Source organism: Curtobacterium sp. HSID17257, assembly GCF_003989515.1.
In the GTDB taxonomy this organism is placed as follows: Bacteria; Actinomycetota; Actinomycetes; order Actinomycetales; family Microbacteriaceae; genus Curtobacterium.
On record NZ_RBLU01000062.1, the window covers coordinates 1 to 18,029 of the forward strand.

Genomic DNA, 18,029 nt, shown 5'->3' on the forward strand with positions numbered 1-18,029 from the left:
TGCCGCACGTCGATGCCATCCGTGCGGTGTACGACCGGGCCGCCGCCGCGCACTGGCCCGACCTGCAGCGCATCCACGGCGACCTGCACCTCGGCCAGGTGCTCGCTGCACCGGAACCCCGTGGATGGGTGTTCCTCGACTTCGAGGGGGAGCCGCTCCGCCCCCTCGCCGAGCGGTCGATGCCCGACTCGACGCTCCGTGACGTCGCCGGGATGCTCCGGTCCTTCGACTACGTCGCCGGCGCGCTCGCGCACGACGTCGAGTTCGTCGACGCGGGCGCCTGGGCGCAGGCGGCACGACGGGCGTTCCTCGACGGCTACCGCCGGGGCACCGGCGGCGACCTGACCGAGCACCGCGCACTGCTCGACGCCTTCGAGCTCGACAAGGCCGTCTACGAGGTGGTCTACGAGACCCGGAACCGCCCCGACTGGGCCGGCATCCCGCTGGCCGCGGTCGCGCGGCTGGCCGCTGACGGCGCAGCCTGACCCGCTGACGGACGGGAGGCGCGGTGCCAGCCGGCACCGCGCCTCCCGTCCGTCACGTGGTGACGTCGACCGACGTCGTCAGTTCACGGGGCCCGTGTACTTCTCGCCCGGTCCCTTGCCCGGCGCGTCCGGGATGCTCGAGGCCTCGCGGAACGCGAGCTGCACCGACCGCAGGCCGTCGCGGAGCGGACGGGCGTGGTGGTCGCCGATCTCGGTGGCCGCCGCGGTGACGAGCCCGGCGAGGGCTGTGATGAGCTTCCGTGCCTCGTCCAGGTCTGTCTGCTGCTGCGGGTCGTCCGCCAGCCCGACCTTCACGGCGGCCGCGCTGAGCAGGTGCACCGCGACGGTGTTGATGAGCTCCACCGCGGGGACCTCGGCGATGTCGCGGGCCTCGTCGCCGGCGTCGAACCGCTCGTCCGTCCCGACGGCGTCCTCGGGGTGCTGGTTCGCGGCGGTCTCGTTCTCGGGGGTGTCGGGCACGGTGCTCCTCTGCTAGACTCATCGGCGGCAGATGCTGTCCGTGTGCCCAGATCGCCTCCACAGGGGGCGGACCGAGTTCCGGACGGCGTCGTAGAAGAGGAGTCTCTCCCACCCGCGGCCGTGCACCACAGGCTACCGGGTCCCAACCGCTCCGCCGGCGTCAGCGCCGGTCGGCTGCCCCTCCGGGGTCGGCGTCGGGCGGCTGCCGAACGGGTTCCGATCCGTGCGTCAGATCTCCTCTCTCGTGCCGTCGTCCAGCGCAGCAGCGCCGGACGGCCACCACCTGATTGAAGGAGCTCCGCATCACCGATCCCCGCACCAACGACCGAATCCGCGTTCCCGAGGTCCGACTCGTCGGCCCCCAGGGTGAGCAGGTCGGCGTTGTCCCGATCGCCATGGCCCTGCGTCTCGCGCAGGAAGCCGAACTGGATCTGGTCGAGGTCGCCCCGAACTCGAAGCCGCCCGTGGCCAAGATCATGGACTACGGCAAGTTCAAGTACGAGGCTGCGCAGAAGGCCAAGGAAGCCCGTCGCAACCAGGTGAACACCGACCTCAAGGAGGTCCGGTTCCGCCTGAAGATCGACGTGCACGACTACGAGACGAAGCGCAAGCGTGCCGAGGGCTTCCTCCTCGGTGGCGACAAGGTGAAGGCCATGATCCTCTTCCGTGGTCGCGAGCAGTCGCGTCCGGAGCAGGGCGTCCGTCTCCTCCAGAAGTTCGCCGAGGAGATCGCCGAGTTCGGTGTCGTCGAGTCGCGTCCGACCCAGGACGGTCGCAACATGACGATGATCATCGCCCCCCTCAAGAACAAGTCCGACGTCAAGGGCGAGCAGAACGCCAAGCGTGCTGCGCAGAAGGCCGAACGTCGCGCGACGGAGCACGCAGCGAAGGGCAAGGAGGCCGACGAGGCCACCGAGTCCGCGCCGGCCGAGGCTCCCGCCGAGTAGGTCCCCGGAGATCGCCCGCGCGGCGCTCTGCGAACCGCGATGACGCGGCCCACCCATCCACCCCACGGAAAGGCACCACGATGCCCAAGCAGAAGACCCACTCCGGGTCGAAGAAGCGCTTCAAGGTCACCGGCAGCGGCAAGATCATGAAGCAGCAGGCCGGTATGCGTCACAACCTCGAGGTCAAGAGCGCCAAGCGCAAGGCCCGCCTCAACGAGGACCAGGTCCTCGCCAAGGCCGACGCGAAGAACGTCAAGAAGCTTCTCGGCCACTGAGCCGGCGGAATCGTAAAGGAACGAAAACATGGCACGTGTAAAGAGAGCGGTCAACGCCGCCAAGAAGCGCCGCGTCATCCTCGAGCGCGCCGAGGGCTACCGCGGCCAGCGTTCGCGCCTGTACCGCAAGGCCAAGGAGCAGGTCACCCACTCCCTCGTCTACGCGTACCGGGACCGTCACGCCAAGAAGGGCGAGTTCCGTCGCCTCTGGATCCAGCGCATCAACGCTGCGTCGCGTGCGAACGGCCTGACCTACAACCGCCTGATCCAGGGTCTGAGCCTGGCCGGCGTCGAGGTCGACCGTCGCATCCTCGCGGACCTCGCGGTGAACAACCCCGAGACGTTCGCGGCGCTCGTCGAGACCGCCAAGAAGGCCCTGCCGGCCGACACCTCGGCCCCGAAGGCCGCGTAGTCACGCCAGCTCCCGAAGCCCCTGCTCCGTCCACGGAGCGGGGGCTTCGTGCATGCTGCGACACTTGACCCGTGAGCGATCTCCTCGAGAACCCGAAGTCCGGACGTGTCAGGGCCGTCGCGGCCCTGGGGAAGAAGGACGTCCGCGCCGACACCGGACTCTTCCTGCTCGAGGGGCCGCAGGCCGTCCGCGAGGCGATCGAGTACCGGCCTGAGCTCCTCCGCGAGCTCTACGTGACACCGACGGCCGCCGCCCGCTACGGACTCGACGACGCGCCGGTCGACACGTGGTTCGTCAGCGAGCAGGTCCTCGACACGATGGCCGACACCGTCACCCCGCAGGGTGTCGTCGCGGTGTGCCAGCAGTTCCCGACGTCGGTGAAGGACGTCTTCCCGGACGCCGGACCCGGCCTGGAGGCGCGTGGCGCGTCCGCCACGGACGGCGCGCTGCCCGGACTGGTCGCGATCCTCGAGCAGGTCCGGGACCCGGGGAACGCCGGCACGATCATCCGCGCCGCCGACGCGGCGGGCGCCGACGCGGTCGTGCTGACCGGCCGTTCGGTCGACCCGTACAACCCGAAGGTGGTGCGCTCGACCACCGGGTCGCTCTTCCACGTGCCGGTCTCGGTCGGGGTGACGCTCGCCGATGCGGTCGCCCGTGCGAAGGCCCTCGGCTACACGGTCCTCGCCGCCGACGTGTCCGGTGACGACCTGCCGGACGTCCGCGCCGACGGCATGCTCGACGGGCCGACCGCGTGGGTCTTCGGCAACGAGGCCCGCGGGCTCACGACCGAGGACCTCGCGCTCGTCGACCGAGCCGTGAAGGTGCCGATCTACGGCCGAGCGGAGTCGATGAACCTGGCGACGGCCGCGTCGGTCTGCCTGTACGAGTCGGCGTTCGCGCACCGGACGAAGTAGTCCTGCACGGGGTGCTCCACGTCCGCGCCCACTCACAGTCCGATCGGTGCAGGACGGCGGTATCCCGGGGGCCGGTAGGCTTGGGCCTCGTGTCAGAACACCTCGAGATCAGCGAAGCGGCCGTCGCCGACGCGGTCGACCGGGCCCTCGCCGCGGTCCGCGCGACGACGACCGTGGCCGAGCTGAAGCAGGCCCGGGCGGAGCACACGGGCGAGCAGTCGACGCTCGCGCGGATGAACGCGTCGATGCGCAGCGTGCCGAAGGAGCAGAAGGCCGAGGCCGGCAAGCTCGTCGGCCAGGCGCGCGGTCGGGTCAACGCCGCCGTCGCCGAGCAGGAGTCGGTCCTCGCCGAGGCCGAGGAGCGCGCCCGCCTCGAGGCCGAGTGGGTCGACGTCACCGCGCTGCCGGTCCGTCGCGCGCCGGGCTCCCGCCACCCGCTCTCGGTCCTCAACGAGACCGTCGCCGACATCTTCGTCGGCATGGGGTGGGAAGTGGCGGAGGGCCCCGAGCTCGAGCACGAGTGGTTCAACTTCGACGCGCTGAACTTCGACCCGGACCACCCCGCGCGGGCGATGGCCGACACGATCTTCGTCGAGCCGGTCGACCGGCACCTGGTCATGCGCACGCACACCTCCCCGGTGCAGGTCCGCTCGCTGCTGTCCCGCGACCTGCCGCTCTACGTGATCGCTCCGGGGCGCGTGTACCGGGCCGACGAGCTCGACGCCACGCACCTGCCGGTCTTCACCCAGGTCGAGGGCATCGCGATCGACAAGGGCCTGACGATGGCGCACCTGCGCGGCACGCTCGAGCACTTCGCGCGCCAGGTGTTCGGCGCCGAGGCACAGATCCGCCTGCGCCCGAACTACTTCCCGTTCACCGAGCCGAGTGCCGAGATGGACGTCTGGCAGCCGAACGCCAAGGGCGGCGCGCGGTGGGTCGAGTGGGGCGGCTGCGGCATGGTGAACCCCAACGTCCTGCGTGCGGCCGGCATCGATCCGGACGAGTACCAGGGCTTCGCGTTCGGGATGGGCATCGAGCGGACCCTCCAGTTCCGCAACGGCCTGAACGACATGCGTGACTTCCTCGAGGGCGACATCCGCTTCTCGCAGCAGTTCGGAACGGTGGTCTGATGCGCGTCCCACTCCGTTGGCTCGGCGAGTCCGTCGACCTGCCCGACGACGTCTCCCTCGAGCACGTCCACGCGGCCCTCGTGTCGGTGGGCTTCGAGGAAGAGGACGTCCACACCTACGACCTCACCGGACCGATCGTCGTCGGCCGCGTGCTCGAGCGCGAGCCCGAGCCGCAGAAGAACGGCAAGACGATCAACTGGTGCCAGGTCGACGTGGGGGAGTCCGAGCCCCGTGGCATCGTCTGCGGCGCGCACAACTTCGACGTGGGCGACCTCGTCGTCGTGACGCTGCCGGGCGCCGTGCTCCCCGGCCCGTTCCCGATCGCCGCACGCAAGACCTACGGCCACGTGTCCGACGGCATGATCGCCTCGGCCCGTGAACTGGGCCTGGGCGACGAGCACGACGGCATCCTCCGCTTCGCCGACCTCGGCATGGACCCGGAGGTCGGAGCGGACGCGATCGCGCTGCTCGGCCTCGACGATGCCGCGGTCGAGATCAACGTCACACCGGACCGCGGCTACGTGATGAGCATGCGCGGCGTCGCCCGCGAGTACGCGCACGCCACCGGCGCGAGCTTCCACGACCCGGTCGAGCGCGTGACGCCCCGCTCGGGCGAGGGGTTCCGCGTCACGATCGACGACCGGGCACCCGTCCGCGGTCGCGTCGGCGCGCACACCTTCGTCACCCGGGTCGTCCGGGGGATCGACCCGACCCGGAAGACACCGGCGTGGATGGTGTCGCGCCTGGCACTGGCCGGTGTCCGCTCGATCTCGCTGCCGGTCGACATCACGAACTACGTCATGTTCGAGCTCGGCCAGCCCCTGCACGGCTACGACCTGACCAAGGTCAGCGGCGGGCTCGGCGTGCGTCGTGCGGCGGCGGGGGAGACCCTCGTCACCCTCGACGACACGACCCGCACGCTCGACCCCGAGGACCTCGTCATCACCGACGACGACGGCCCGGTCGGCCTGGCCGGCGTGATGGGCGGGGCGCGAACGGAGATCTCGGACACGACGACGGACGTCCTGATCGAGGCCGCCGGCTTCGACCAGGTCTCGATCGCCCGGACGGCCCGACGGCACAAGCTCCCGAGCGAGGCCTCGAAGCGCTTCGAGCGCGGGGTCGACCCGCTCGTGGCCGAGGCCGCCGCGAACCGCGCCGTCGAGCTGCTCGTCGAGCTCGCGGGCGGGACGGCGGACGCCCTCGGCTCGACCCTCGTCGACGCCGAGCCCCGCCCCACCATCACGATGCGTGCGTCCCGCCCGGCCGACCTCGTCGGTGTCGAGTACACCGACGCCGAGGTCGTCGACACGCTCCGTGCGATCGGGGCGACGGTCGACGTCGACGGCGAGCTGCTCGTCGTCACGCCGCCGTCCTGGCGACCGGACCTCACCGACGACACGACCCTGGTCGAGGAGGTGGCCCGCATCGTCGGGTACGACCGCATCCCCAGCGTGCTGCCGGTCGCCCCGCCCGGTCGCGGTCTGACCCGGCACCAGCAGGCCCGTCGACGCGTGTCCGCCGCCCTCGCCGCGCAGGGCCTCGTTGAGGTCGTCACCGCGCCGTTCGTCTCACGGTCCACCCAGGATGCCTACCCGGGCATCGACGGTGACGGCGGTCCCAGCGTGGTGCTCGCGAACGCACTGGACAGCGAGCAGTCGCTGCTCCGGCGCAGCGGTCTCCCCGCCCTCGTCGACGCCGCGCGCCGCAACGTGTCCCGCGGGCTCGTCGACGTCGCCCTGTACGAGACGTCGCGGGTCTTCCTGCCGTCGACGGACGCGGAGCTCGGTACCGACTCGGTGCCGGCCGGCGCGGCCCGACCCGACCAGGACACCCTCGCCGCGCTCGACGCGTCGCTCCCGCCGCAGCCCTTCCACGTGTCCTCGCTGCTGACCGGCAACCGCGTCGTGAAGCAGCCCGGCGTGCAGCCGGAGCAGTACGGCATCGCGGACGCGCTCGACGTCGCCCGCGAGGTCGCCTGGGCGGTCGGTGTGGAGCTCCGGGTCGCGCAGACGAGCCACCCGTCCCTGCACCCGGGGCGTGCGGCCTCGCTGCTCGTCGGGGACACCGTCGTCGGCGTCGCCGGTGAGCTGCTGCCCGTCCTCACCGAGGCCGCGGTGCTGCCGCGCGTGGTCGCCGTCCTCGAGCTCGACCTCGACGCCCTGGTGGCCGCGGCTCCGGAGCTCGTCGCGGTCTCGCCGATCGTGTCCTACCCGGCGGCGACGCAGGACCTCTCCCTCGTGGTCGCGATCGACGTCCCGGCGGGTGACGTGCTCGACGCCGTCCGCTCCGGCGCCGGAGCGCTGCTGGAGTATGCTCGGCTCGTGGACGACTACCGGGGCGCGGGCGTGGACGAGGGACAGAAGTCCCTGACGTTCGCCCTGCGCTTCCGTGCCACGGACCGCACGCTGACCGCTGCCGAGGCCTCCGAGGCCCGTGACGGCGCTGTCCGGCGTGCCGGCGAGCGATTCGGGGCGACCCTGCGCGACTGATCCACCGGATCAGCACCGCCCGGGGCCGCCGCCTCCGATTCTCTCGACGACCAGTCCGACCAAAGGTGGAACCCATGCCCGTATCCGTCGCCGTGGCGGGAGCCTCCGGCTACGCGGGCGGAGAGCTCCTGCGCGTGCTCGCCGCCCACCCAGAGTTCGACGTCAGGACGGTGACGGCCTTCTCGAACGCGGGGCAGCCGCTCATCGCGACGCAGCCGCACCTGCGATCGCTGGCGCACCTGACGCTGGTGGAGACGACGGCTGCGAACCTGCGCGGGCACGACGTGGTGTTCCTCGCGCTGCCGCACGGACACTCCGGGGCGATCACGGCCGAGCTCGACGACGACACCCTCGTCGTCGACTGCGGCGCAGACCACCGGCTGACCGACCCGGCGGCGTGGGACGCGTTCTACGGCGGTGAGTACCACGGCGCCTGGACCTACGGGCTGCCGGAGCTGCTGCACGCGGCACCCGCACCGGGCACGGCCGAGGAGTGGCGCGACGTCGACGACATCACCGGACTCGGTCGGCAGCGGACGGAGCTCGCCGCGACGAAGCGGATCGCGGTGCCGGGCTGCAACGTCACGGCGGTGACGCTCGGCATCCAGCCCGGCGTCCAGGCCGGACTCGTCGAGACGGACGACCTCGTCGCGGTGCTGAGCGTCGGGCCGAGCGGTGCCGGCAAGAAGCTCGCGACCACCTACCTGGCGTCGGAGATCATGGGCTCCGCGAGTGCCTACGCGGTCGGTGGCACCCACCGGCACATCCCGGAGATCCAGCAGAACCTGGTGGCCGCCGGGGCCGGCGACGTCCGGATCTCGTTCACGCCCGTGCTGGTCCCGATGGCGCGCGGCATCCTCGCGACCACGACCGCCAGGCTCTCGCCCGGGGTCAGCGCCCGCGACGTCCGGCTCGCGTGGGAACAGGTCTACGCCGACGAGCCCTTCGTGCACCTGCTCCCGGAGGGTGCGTTCCCCCGCACCGCGGACACCGTCGGCGCGAACACCGCGCTCGTCGGCATCGCCGTCGACGAGGCCGCGGGTCGCGTGGTCGCCGTGAGCGCCCTCGACAACCTGGCCAAGGGCACCGCCGGCGCGGCCGTGCAGTCGGCCAACATCGCCCTGGGCTTCCCCGAGACCCTCGGCCTCAGCGTGGACGGAGTCGCACCGTGACCGACGTGACCTCGACGGACCAGGCCGGGACGGGCCTCCAGGGCGTGACCGCTGCCGCGGGGTTCCGCGCGGCCGGCGTGACCGCCGGACTCAAGGCGAGCGGGAAGCCCGACGTCGCCCTCGTCGTGAACGACGGCCCCGACGCCGCGGTGGCGGCGGTCTTCACGAGCAACCGGGCCCAGGCGCACCCGGTGACGTGGTCGCGCCAGGCCGTCGGCGACGGCGTCGCCCGGGCCGTGGTGCTCAACTCGGGCGGCGCGAACTGCTTCACCGGCCCGTTCGGTTTCCAGACCACGCACATGACGGCGGAGGCGGCGGGGGCCGCCCTCGGCATCGGTGCCGGTGACGTCGTCGTCTGCTCGACGGGCCTGATCGGCGTCGGCGACCAGACGTTCCGCGACGGCGTGCTCCGCGGGGTCGACCTGGCGAGTGCCGCGCTGTCCTCCGACGGTGGTCCCGACGCCGCGACGGCCATCATGACGACGGACACCACGTCGAAGCAGTCCGTCGTGACCGAGGACGGCTGGACGCTCGGGGGCATGGCGAAGGGCGCCGGCATGCTGGCTCCCGGGCTCGCGACGATGCTCGTCGTCCTCACCACCGATGCCGTGCAGACGCCGGAGCAGCTGGACCAGGCGCTGCGCGCGGCCACCCGTGTGACGTTCGACCGTGTCGACTCGGACGGCTGCATGTCGACGAACGACACCGTCGTGCTGCTGTCGTCCGGTGCGAGCGGGGTCACCCCCGAGGTCGGCGACTTCCAGGAGGCCCTGACCGCGGTCTGCGCAGACCTCGCGCGTCAGCTCCAGCAGGACGCCGAGGGTGCGAGCCACGACATCACGATCGAGGTCACCGGTGCGGTGTCCGAGGACGAAGCCGTCACGGTCGGGCGCAGCGTCGCCCGGAACAACCTCTTCAAGGCGGCGGTCTTCGGCAACGACCCGAACTGGGGCCGGGTGCTCGCGGCGATCGGCACCACCGATGCCGAGTTCGACCCGTACGCGGTCGACGTCAGCATGAACGGCGTCCGTGTCTGTCACGCCGGAGCCCCGGACCGGCCGAGCGACGAGGTCGACCTGACCCCGCGCGACACCCACGTCCTGATCGAGCTCGGGGTCGGCGCGCACGCGGCGACGATCCTGACGAACGACCTGACGCACGACTACGTCCACGAGAACAGCGCGTACTCCAGCTGATGAGCGACGACCTGACCAAGGAAGAAGAGCACGAGCTCGCCGCCGTCAAGGCCGCGACGCTCATCGAGTCCCTGCCGTGGCTGAAGCGGTTCTCGGGGAAGACCGTCGTCGTGAAGTTCGGCGGCAACGCGATGGTGAACGACGACCTCAAGCGGGCGTTCGCCGAGGACATGGTCTACCTCCGCTACGCAGGACTCCACCCGGTCGTGGTGCACGGCGGCGGTCCGCAGATCTCCGCAGCACTGAAGGAACAGGGCATCGCGTCCGAGTTCCGCGGCGGGTACCGCGTGACGACGACCGAGGCGATCACGGTCGTGCGCGACGTGCTCGCCGGCGAGGTGAACCGCGAGATCGTCGACCTCGTCAACGAGCACGGCGACGGTCTGGCCGTCGGCGTCTCCGGTGACGGCGGCTCGCTGTTCACCGGCGAGAAGAAGGGCGTCGTCGTCGACGGCGAGCACTTCGACCTCGGCCACGTCGGTGACATCACCCACGTCGACCCGACCGACGTCCTCGCCGCGATCGAGGCCGGACGCATCCCGATCGTGTCGAGCATCGCCATCGACGACGCCCACCCGGACCAGGCGTTGAACGTCAACGCCGACGCCGCGGCCGGTGCGCTGGCCATCGCGCTCGGCGCCGCCAAGCTCATGATGCTGACGGACGTGCCCGGGCTCTACCGCAACTGGCCGGACCGCGACTCGATCATCGACCTGATCGCGGTCGACGAGCTCCGGGCGCTGCTGCCGAGCCTCGAGTCGGGGATGATCCCGAAGATGACCGCGTGCCTCGACGCCGTGGTCGGCGGGGTCGGCGGCGCGACGATCATCGACGGACGGATCCCGCACTCGATCCTGCTCGAGGTCTTCACCCTGCGGGGTGCCGGCACCGAGGTGATCCCGGACCCGAGTCGTCGCACCGAGAACCAGAACACCCACGCCGAGGTAGGCCGACGAGTGCCCGAGTCCGCAGCGGACCCGGGTCGCCACGCGGCGGACGACCACGCGAGCACGACACAGCAAACGAGCACGAGCCAGCAGGCGAGCACGACGCAGAAGGGGACCGAGCAGTGAGCACCGAGACGCAGACCCAGACCTGGAACGACCGGTTCGGGGCGTCGCTCATGCGATCCCTGACCCCGCCGAAGATCATGCTCGACCACGGCCAGGGCTGCCGCGTGTGGGACGTCGACGGCAACGAGTACCTCGACTTCCTGGCGGGCATCGCCGTGAACTCCCTCGGACACGCCCACCCTGCGCTGGTCGAGGCCGTCGCCGACCAGGCCGCGAAGCTCGTGCACGTGTCGAACTACTTCGCGACGCCACCGCAGCTCGAGCTCGCCGAGCGCCTGAAGCGCATCACCGGAGCGGGGGACGCGGGTCGCGTGTACTTCGGCAACTCCGGCGCCGAGGCGAACGAGGCCGCGTTCAAGCTCGCGCGGCTGAACAAGGGCGCGGACGGTCGCAAGACCCGGATCCTCGCGCTGAAGCAGGGCTTCCACGGCCGGACCATGGGCGCGCTCGCGCTCACCGGCAAGCCGGCCCTGCAGGAGGACTTCCTGCCCATGATCGCCGGCGTCGAGCACATCGACTCGACGGTCGAGGCGCTCGAGGCCGCGATCGACGACACCGTCGCTGCACTGATCCTCGAGCCGATCAAGGGCGAGGCCGGTGTGGTCGACCTGCCCGAGGGCTTCCTGCTGGCGGCGCGGCGCCTGACCGAGGAGCACGGCGCGCTGTTCATCCTCGACGAGATCCAGACCGGTGTCGGTCGGACCGGCAACTGGTTCACCTTCCAGGGCCACGGCTTCACCCCGGACGCCGTCACGATCGCGAAGGGCATCGCCGGCGGGTTCCCGATCGGCGCCCTCGTGACCTTCGGCTGGGCGTCCGAGCTGTTCTCGGCCGGCCAGCACGGCTCGACGTTCGGCGGCAACCCGCTCGGCACCCGCGTCGCGAACGCGGTGCTCGAGGAGATCGAGCGCGCAGACCTGGTGGCCGGCGCGGTCACGAAGGGCGAGCGCATACGTGCCGGCATCGCCGCCCTCGGTTCGCCGCTGGTGCAGGAGGTCCGCGGGACGGGCCTGCTCGTCGGCGTCGGCCTGACCGCGCCCGTCGGCCCGGCCGTCAACGCCGCCGCCCTCGGGCGCGGCCTCATCATCAACGCTCCGAACGAGTCGAGCCTGCGCATCGCACCGCCGCTCATCGTGACCGACGCCGAGATCGACGAGTTCGTGTCGATCCTCGGCCAGAGCCTCGCGGCCGTCGCCGCCGAGCAGGAGACCTCCGCATGACCCGCCACTTCCTCCGCGACGACGACCTGACCCAGGCCGAGCAGTCCGCGATCCTCGACCTCGCCGCCCGGATGAAGGACGACCGCTGGGGGCAGAAGCCCCTGGCCGGGCCGCAGTCCGTCGCGGTGATCTTCGACAAGTCGTCGACCCGCACCCGGGTGTCCTTCCACGTCGGGATATCCGACCTCGGCGGCAGCCCCCTCGTGATCACGACGGCGAACAGCCAGCTCGGCGGCAAGGAGACCCCGTCCGACACCGCCCGGGTGCTCGAGCGCATGGTGTCGGCCATCGTCTGGCGCACCTACGCCCAGTCCGGGCTCGAGGAGATGGCGGCGGGCACCCGCGTGCCGGTCGTCAACGCGCTGTCGGACGACTTCCACCCGTGCCAGCTCCTCGCCGACCTGCTCACGATCCGTGAGCACCGCGGCACCCTCGCCGGACAGACCGTCGCGTTCATCGGCGACGGCGCGAGCAACATGGCGCAGTCGTACCTGCTCGCAGGTGCGACCGCCGGCATGCACGTCCGTGTCGCCGCTCCGGCAGCGTTCAGCCCCGACGCCGGGGTCGTCGCCGACGCCGAGCGCCGTGCGGCCGAGACCGGCGGCTCCGTCCTCGTGGTCACCGACCCAGTGGCAGCGGTCGCGGATGCCGACGTCGTGGTCACCGACACGTGGGTGTCGATGGGCAAGGAGGACGAGAAGCAGGCGCGACTCGACACCTTCGCGGGGTACCGCGTGGACGACGAGCTGATGGGGCACGCTGCCGACGACGCCGTGTTCCTGCACTGCCTGCCGGCGGACCGCGGGTTCGAGGTGACGGCCGAGGTCATCGACGGGCCGCGCAGCATCATCTGGGACGAGGCGGAGAACCGTCTGCACGCGCAGAAGGCCCTGCTCGCCTGGCTCCTCGCCGCGAACGCGACCGGCAGCCCGGCCGCGGCGACCAGCCCGACCGCCTGACCCTGCTCGACTGGAGTCCCGTGACCGACCGCATCGTCGTCGCCTGCTCCGCCGGGGTGGACCCGGCGGCGGCGGTCGAGCACTTCGCCGTCGACCACGAGGTCCTGGCCCTCGTGGTCGACCTCGGCGGTCGCTCCCGCGAGGTCGACGCGGTGCGCGAGCGCGTGCGTGCGGCCGGTGCCGTGGACGCCGTCGTGGTCGACGCGAAGACCGAGTACGCCGACCGGTACGTCGCCGCGGCGGTGCGGGCGAACGCCGGGGGTCCTGGGCGTCCGCTCGTCCCGGCACTCCGTCTGCCGATCGTCGCCGACCACCTGGTCCGGACGGCCCGGCAGCTCGGCGCCGACGCGGTGGCGCACCTCACCGCCGCCCCGGACGAGGTCGCCCTCACGACGACGGTCGCCGGGCACGACCCCGACCTCCGGGTCCTCCCGGTCCCGGCCGGCGTCGTCCCGGTCGGTGGCACCGAGCACGACGTGTGGGGACGGGTCCTGACCACGCGGGACGTCGAGGACCCGTGGGCCCCCGTCGACTCCTCGGCGTGGGCGCGGACGGCGGACGCGGCCACGCAGCCTGCCAGCGAGCCCGACGAGGTCACCGTGACCTTCGAGCACGGTGTCCCGGTCGCCCTCGACGGGCAACGCTTCCCGGTCCTGCGCCTGCTGCGCGAACTCGATGCCCTCGCCGGTCGCCACGGCGTCGGTCGGCACGACCTGGTCGTCGACCTGCTCGACGGCCGCAAGGCCCGTCGCCTGGCGGAGACCCCGGGAGCGACGGCGCTCGTGGCCGCGCACCGAGACCTCGAACGCCTGACCCTCGAGCGCGACGTGCTGCGCGCGAAGGACGACGCAGACCGCGCGTGGGCGGACCTGGTCGACGGCGGCCGGTGGTCGAGCGGGCTCCGGCGCGCGCTCGACGCCTTCATCGAGGAGACGCAGCGGCACGTCTCCGGCGACGTCCGGCTCTCGCTGCACGGCGGGGTCGCGAGCGTCGTCGGACGCCGCTCGGAGCAGAGCCTCGTCGACTTCGAGCTCGCAGGGGCCACGACCACCGAGAGCGTTCCGCTCGCGGACGCCCGGGCCCGACCGACACGGACGGCCACACGGCGCGACCGCGCGAACTGAACACCGCCCACACCGGTCCCGAGCCGCAGGAACACCGGCACCGACCCGCACGAACGCCGGTCCCGAGCCGCAGGAACACCGGCACCGACCCGCACCACGAACCCCGCACGACCGACCACCACCCAGGCAGGACGACATGACCGACGCGACCCAGCCCAGCAAGACCGACGCCACGAACACGGGCGCCCTCTGGGGTGGCCGCTTCGCGGACGGCCCCAGCGCCGAACTCGCCGCGCTGTCCCGGTCGACGCAGTTCGACTGGCAGCTCGCCCCGTACGACATCGCCGGCTCGCGCGCCCACGCCCGTGCCCTGCACACCGCGGGCTACCTGTCGGCGGACGAGCTCGAGCGCATGACCGCCGGTCTCGACCGCCTCGAGGCCGCGCACGCCGACGGCTCCCTGCAGCCGGACGACGGTGACGAGGACGTGCACGGTGCCCTCGAGCGCCTGCTCATCGCCGACCTCGGTCCGGAACTCGGCGGCAAGCTCCGCGCTGGCCGGAGCCGCAACGACCAGATCGCCACCCTGGGTCGCATGCACATGCTCGACCACGGCCGGCGGATCGGACGGCTCGTGATCGACCTCGTCGACGCGATCTCCCAGCAGGCCAGCGAGCACCCGACGGCGATCATGCCCGGGCGCACCCACCTGCAGCACGCGCAGCCGGTGCTCCTCGCCCACCACCTCCTCGCGCACGCGTGGCCGCTCGTCCGCGACCTCGAACGACTCCGCGACTGGGCCGACCGCGCGAGCGTCAGCCCGTACGGCGCCGGAGCCCTGGCGGGCAGCTCGCTCGGGCTCGACCCGACCGCCATCGCCCGTGAGCTCGGCTTCGCGCGCCCCGCGGACAACTCGATCGACGCCACGGCCGCCCGGGACGTCGTCGCGGAGTTCGCGTTCGTCCTCGCGCAGATCGGTATCGACGTCTCCCGCCTGGCCGAGGAGATCATCCTCTGGAACACGAAGGAGTTCGGGTTCGTCCGGCTGCACGACGCCTTCTCGACCGGGTCGAGCATCATGCCGCAGAAGAAGAACCCGGACATCGCCGAGCTCGCGCGCGGCAAGTCGGGTCGCCTCGTCGGCAACCTCACGGGCCTCCTCACGACGCTCAAGGGCCTGCCGCTGGCGTACAACCGCGACCTGCAGGAGGACAAGGAGCCGGTCTTCGACTCGGTCGCCCAGCTCGAGGTGCTGCTGCCGGCCTTCACGGGCATGGTCGCCACGCTCACCTTCGGCACCGAGCGGATGGCCGAGCTCGCGCCGCAGGGCTTCTCGCTCGCGACCGACGTCGCCGAGTGGTTGGTCCGGCAAGGCGTCCCCTTCCGTGACGCGCACGAGATCTCGGGCGCGCTGGTCCGGTACTGCGAGGAGCGCGGCATCGAGCTCGACGAACCCGGCGACGACGAGTACCGCGCCGTGTCCGAGCACCTCACGCCCGAGGTCCGCGGGGTCCTGACGATCGAGGGCAGCGTCGCGTCGCGCGCCGGCGTCGGCGGCACGGCGCCGGACCGCGTCGCCGAGCAGCTGGCCGTCCTGACCCGTCGCGTCCACGACCTCGCCGAGGGCGCCCCCTTCACGCGATGAGCGACGCGCTCCTCGCGCTCCTCGCCGAGCCCGCTCCGGTCTGCGCACCGGCGCTGCTCGGCGCGACGATCACGGGACGTGGCGTGACGCTGCGCATCACTGAGGTCGAAGCGTACTGGGGTCCCACCGACCCCGGGTCGCACGGCCACCGCGGCCCGACACCGCGGAACCGGCACCTCTTCGGGCCGCCGGGGACGCTCTACGCCTACCGCTCGTACGGCATCCACACGTGCGTCAACGTGGTGAGCGGGCCGGAGGGCACCTCGTCCGGCTCGCTCCTGCGCGGCGCCGAGGTGGTCGACGGCGTCGAGGCGGCTCGTGCACGCCGCGGTCCGTCGGTCGCGGACGTCGCGCTGGCGCGCGGTCCGGGCAACCTCGGGCAGGCCCTCGGCGCCGTGCTCGGCGAGGACGACGGCACCTCGGTCCTCGACGGATCCGGACCGTTCCGGCTCACGCTCGCACCCGGTCTGGAGGCGCGGCTCACCACCGCCGACCTGGCCGACGTGGTCGCGGAGCTGCTCGCCGAGACGGTGGCCGGCCCCGCGGGGACGGCTCCGGTCCGGCGGATCTCGCGCGGACCGCGCACCGGCGTCGCCGGTGTCGCCGGTGGGGCGACGTTCCCCTGGCGCTCCTGGCTGACCGGTGACCCGACGGTCTCGCCGTACCGACGGCACCAGCGCGCGGTCGACTGACCGGGCGAGCCGTGCCTCCCGTCCGGCTCCCGCCGGTCGCTACGATGGTCCGGTGTCCAGCGCAACCGATCCCGATGTCCTGACACGCCAGCAGAACGACCCCACCTTCGCCTCGGTGTGGGACGAACTGCGCTGGCGCGGTCTGGTGCACGTCTCCACCGACGAGACGGCACTCCAGGAGGCCCTCGACGGCGGGACGGTCACGTACTACTGCGGGTTCGACCCGACCGCGCCGTCGCTGCACTGCGGCAACCTGCTGCAGCTGCTGACGATGCGGCGGCTGCAGCTCGCCGGACACAAGCCGCTCGCGCTCGTCGGCGGGTCCACCGGGCTCATCGGCGACCCGCGACCGACCGCGGAGCGCACCCTGAACACCCCCGAGACCGTCGCCGAATGGGTGAGCCGGCTGCAGGCGCAGGTGTCCCGGTTCCTCAGCCCGGACGGCGAGAACGGCGTGCGGCTCGTCAACAACCTCGACTGGACGGCGCCGCTGTCCGCGATCGACTTCCTGCGTGACATCGGCAAGTACTTCCGGGTGAACGCGATGCTGAAGAAGGACGCCGTCGCGGCGCGTCTGAACTCCGACGCGGGGATCAGCTACACGGAGTTCAGCTACCAGATCCTGCAGGGACTCGACTACCGCGAGCTGTACCGGCAGTACGGCTGCACGCTGCAGACCGGTGGTTCGGACCAGTGGGGCAACCTGACCTCCGGCACCGACCTGATCCGGCGCACCGAAGGGGTGTCCGTGCACGCGCTCGGGACCCCGCTCATCACGAACTCGGACGGCACGAAGTTCGGCAAGAGCGAGGGCAACGCGATCTGGCTCGACGCCGAGATGACCTCGCCGTACGCCTTCTACCAGTTCTGGCTCAACACGGCGGACGCCGACGTGATCGCCCGACTGCGCGAGTTCACCTTCCTGGACCGTGCGGAGATCGGGCGACTCGAGCAGGCCGTGGCCGACGAACCCTTCCGCCGCGAGGCCCAGCGCACCCTGGCGTTCGAGGTCACGTCGCTGGTGCACGGTGCGGCTGCGACCCAGGCCGCGATCGACGCCTCGGCGGCGCTGTTCGGCAACGGCGACTTGGCCGCGCTCGACGAGGCGACCCTGCGTGCCGCGGTCGCCGAGCTCCCCGGCACGGTGTCGCTGCCTGGCGAGGCCGACGTCGCTCGCGCCCTCGTCGACACCGGACTCGTGAAGTCGCTCGGCGAAGCGCGCAGGGCGGTCGACCAGGGCGGCGTGTACGTGAACAACGTCCGCGCCGACGACCCGACCGCGCAGCTCGCGAGCCTCGCACTGCCCGGCGGAGTCGTCGTGCTCCGCCGCGGCAAGAAGACCCTGGCCGGCGTCACCCTCGGCTGATCCATCCACCCTCGGTGCACCCGGTGCCCGGTCTCCCGACGGAGGCCGGGCACCGCTGCGTCCCGGGGGAGTTGCAGAGTGCGACACGCCCGGACGACGGCCCGGTTGGCGCTCCTCGTCGCTGCTGCGTAGAGTTCTTACTCGTCACCCCAAAGGTGCGGCGGAGCGGCTGGAGCGAGAGCCCAGAGCCTGCCGGCCTCAAGCGGGACCATCCTCCACTGAAGTTCAGATCAGGCCTTGTGCTCGATCGCTTCGACGCTTAGGATGACTACTCCACCGGCCCTCTCCCACGGGATGAGCCACAGGACCTCGGTCCGACGAGTTGCCGGTGACACCAAGAACACAATGCCCCTCTGGCGGAGCTCCTTCTGGGAGTCGAGTGGGGGGTGCGTCTGGTCCTTGAGAACTCAACAGCGTGCACATTGTCAATGCCAATTTATTGACCCCGTGCGATTGCAGCTTTGGTTGTGGTCGTCGGAGACAATTCCTTTTGGATTGAAGATT

Annotated in this window: 16 protein-coding genes and 1 pseudogene; 16 read left to right on the plus strand and 1 reads right to left on the minus strand. The window is 71.8% G+C overall.

What is annotated here, in order from left to right; translation table 11 throughout:
* A pseudogene (locus D8M35_RS16610) lies at positions 1-485 on the plus strand (phosphotransferase); the annotation flags it as partial.
* A gap of 78 nt (positions 486-563) precedes the next feature.
* Here D8M35_RS16610 and D8M35_RS10600 read toward each other — a convergent pair.
* Positions 564-866, minus strand: a complete 303-nt coding sequence (locus tag D8M35_RS10600) for a DUF1844 domain-containing protein (protein WP_126891841.1) — start codon at positions 864-866, stop codon at positions 564-566.
* A gap of 386 nt (positions 867-1,252) precedes the next feature.
* Here D8M35_RS10600 and infC point away from each other — a divergent pair, with 386 nt between their 5' ends.
* The 15 genes from infC (at position 1,253) to tyrS (ending at position 17,525) form a co-directional block, all read left to right on the plus strand.
* Positions 1,253-1,912, plus strand: a complete 660-nt coding sequence (gene infC, locus D8M35_RS10605; RefSeq protein ID WP_126891830.1) for a translation initiation factor IF-3 — start codon at positions 1,253-1,255, stop codon at positions 1,910-1,912.
* Positions 1,913-1,992: 80 nt separating this feature from the next.
* Positions 1,993-2,187: a 50S ribosomal protein L35 gene (rpmI, locus tag D8M35_RS10610; RefSeq protein ID WP_022903519.1), complete on the plus strand. Its 195-nt coding sequence runs from the start codon at positions 1,993-1,995 to the stop codon at positions 2,185-2,187.
* Positions 2,188-2,215: 28 nt separating this feature from the next.
* Positions 2,216-2,599: a 50S ribosomal protein L20 gene (rplT, locus tag D8M35_RS10615; protein ID WP_066656427.1), complete on the plus strand. Its 384-nt coding sequence runs from the start codon at positions 2,216-2,218 to the stop codon at positions 2,597-2,599.
* Between the two features lie 71 nt (positions 2,600-2,670).
* Positions 2,671-3,516: an RNA methyltransferase gene (locus D8M35_RS10620; protein WP_126891831.1), complete on the plus strand. Its 846-nt coding sequence runs from the start codon at positions 2,671-2,673 to the stop codon at positions 3,514-3,516.
* An 89-nt stretch (positions 3,517-3,605) separates the two neighbouring features.
* Positions 3,606-4,646 carry a phenylalanine--tRNA ligase subunit alpha gene (gene pheS, locus D8M35_RS10625; protein WP_126891832.1) on the plus strand — a complete coding sequence of 347 codons (1,041 nt, stop codon included), beginning with the start codon at positions 3,606-3,608 and terminating at the stop codon, positions 4,644-4,646.
* Entirely contained in the window at positions 4,646-7,138 is a 2,493-nt protein-coding gene (gene pheT, locus D8M35_RS10630; RefSeq protein WP_126891833.1) for a phenylalanine--tRNA ligase subunit beta, read from the plus strand. The genes pheS and pheT overlap by 1 nt, the downstream gene beginning before the upstream one ends.
* A 74-nt stretch (positions 7,139-7,212) precedes the next feature.
* Positions 7,213-8,310: an N-acetyl-gamma-glutamyl-phosphate reductase gene (locus D8M35_RS10635; RefSeq protein WP_126891834.1), complete on the plus strand. Its 1,098-nt coding sequence runs from the start codon at positions 7,213-7,215 to the stop codon at positions 8,308-8,310.
* Positions 8,307-9,506: a bifunctional glutamate N-acetyltransferase/amino-acid acetyltransferase ArgJ gene (argJ, locus tag D8M35_RS10640; protein ID WP_174234736.1), complete on the plus strand. Its 1,200-nt coding sequence runs from the start codon at positions 8,307-8,309 to the stop codon at positions 9,504-9,506. The genes D8M35_RS10635 and argJ overlap by 4 nt, the downstream gene beginning before the upstream one ends.
* The gene (argB, locus tag D8M35_RS10645; RefSeq protein WP_238638189.1) at positions 9,506-10,579 is read left to right on the plus strand and encodes an acetylglutamate kinase; all 1,074 of its coding nucleotides are present in this window, start codon (positions 9,506-9,508) and stop codon (positions 10,577-10,579) included. Before argJ ends, argB begins: the two co-directional genes overlap by 1 nt.
* Positions 10,576-11,799, plus strand: coding sequence for an acetylornithine transaminase (locus tag D8M35_RS10650; protein WP_126891835.1), 1,224 nt, complete (start codon positions 10,576-10,578; stop codon positions 11,797-11,799). The genes argB and D8M35_RS10650 overlap by 4 nt, the downstream gene beginning before the upstream one ends.
* Positions 11,796-12,758: an ornithine carbamoyltransferase gene (gene argF, locus D8M35_RS10655; RefSeq protein WP_126891836.1), complete on the plus strand. Its 963-nt coding sequence runs from the start codon at positions 11,796-11,798 to the stop codon at positions 12,756-12,758. The genes D8M35_RS10650 and argF overlap by 4 nt, the downstream gene beginning before the upstream one ends.
* A 20-nt stretch (positions 12,759-12,778) precedes the next feature.
* Positions 12,779-13,882, plus strand: coding sequence for an argininosuccinate synthase domain-containing protein (locus tag D8M35_RS10660; protein WP_126891837.1), 1,104 nt, complete (start codon positions 12,779-12,781; stop codon positions 13,880-13,882).
* A 136-nt stretch (positions 13,883-14,018) separates the two neighbouring features.
* A complete protein-coding gene (argH, locus tag D8M35_RS10665) occupies positions 14,019-15,467 on the plus strand; it encodes an argininosuccinate lyase (RefSeq protein WP_126891838.1) in 1,449 nt (482 codons plus the stop codon).
* Complete coding sequence (locus D8M35_RS10670; protein WP_126891839.1) at positions 15,464-16,159, plus strand: DNA-3-methyladenine glycosylase; 696 nt, start codon at positions 15,464-15,466, stop codon at positions 16,157-16,159. Before argH ends, D8M35_RS10670 begins: the two co-directional genes overlap by 4 nt.
* Before the next feature lie 52 nt (positions 16,160-16,211).
* Positions 16,212-17,525, plus strand: coding sequence for a tyrosine--tRNA ligase (tyrS, locus tag D8M35_RS10675; RefSeq protein ID WP_126891840.1), 1,314 nt, complete (start codon positions 16,212-16,214; stop codon positions 17,523-17,525).
* Positions 17,526-18,029: the final 504 nt, after the last annotated feature.

Excerpts from the sequence above, each read along its gene's own strand:
- pheT (WP_126891833.1), top strand. The coding sequence starts at position 4,646 with ATGCGCGTCCCACTCCGTTGGCTCGGCGAGTCCGTCGACCTGCCCGAC.
- argB (WP_238638189.1), top strand. The coding sequence starts at position 9,506 with ATGAGCGACGACCTGACCAAGGAAGAAGAGCACGAGCTCGCCGCCGTC.
- D8M35_RS10670 (WP_126891839.1), top strand. The coding sequence starts at position 15,464 with ATGAGCGACGCGCTCCTCGCGCTCCTCGCCGAGCCCGCTCCGGTCTGC.
- D8M35_RS10635 (WP_126891834.1), top strand. The coding sequence starts at position 7,213 with ATGCCCGTATCCGTCGCCGTGGCGGGAGCCTCCGGCTACGCGGGCGGA.
- rpmI (WP_022903519.1), top strand. The coding sequence starts at position 1,993 with ATGCCCAAGCAGAAGACCCACTCCGGGTCGAAGAAGCGCTTCAAGGTC.
- rplT (WP_066656427.1), top strand. The coding sequence starts at position 2,216 with ATGGCACGTGTAAAGAGAGCGGTCAACGCCGCCAAGAAGCGCCGCGTC.
- argH (WP_126891838.1), top strand. The coding sequence starts at position 14,019 with ATGACCGACGCGACCCAGCCCAGCAAGACCGACGCCACGAACACGGGC.
- argF (WP_126891836.1), top strand. The coding sequence starts at position 11,796 with ATGACCCGCCACTTCCTCCGCGACGACGACCTGACCCAGGCCGAGCAG.